1 protein-coding gene is annotated in these 240 nt (G+C 56.7%); it reads right to left on the reverse strand.

Features of this window, described 5'->3' with window-relative positions:
• A partial coding sequence (locus tag L977_RS05265) for a BCCT family transporter (protein WP_047626074.1) occupies positions 1-240 on the reverse strand: 240 nt, incomplete at both ends.

Consider the following 240-nt stretch of genomic DNA (forward strand, 5'->3'; position numbering starts at 1 on the left):
TAATGGGATAGAGTGCGGAACGCAGCGTTAAAGGCAGACCGTGACGGTAACTGAAAAAGGCCAGGATCAACGCCACGATGGCATAGATTGCCCATGCATGAAGGCCCCAGTGGAAGAACGTCAGGCGCATGGCTTCCTTCGCTGCCGCAACGGTCTCCGGGGTGCCAACGGGAGGTGAAAGATAATGCATCACAGGTTCAGCAACGCCAAAGAACATCAGGCCGATCCCCATCCCTGCCG

The sequence above is a fragment of the Enterobacter sp. ZOR0014 genome, from assembly GCF_000798855.1.
In the GTDB taxonomy this organism is placed as follows: domain Bacteria; phylum Pseudomonadota; class Gammaproteobacteria; order Enterobacterales; family Enterobacteriaceae; genus Enterobacter; species Enterobacter kobei.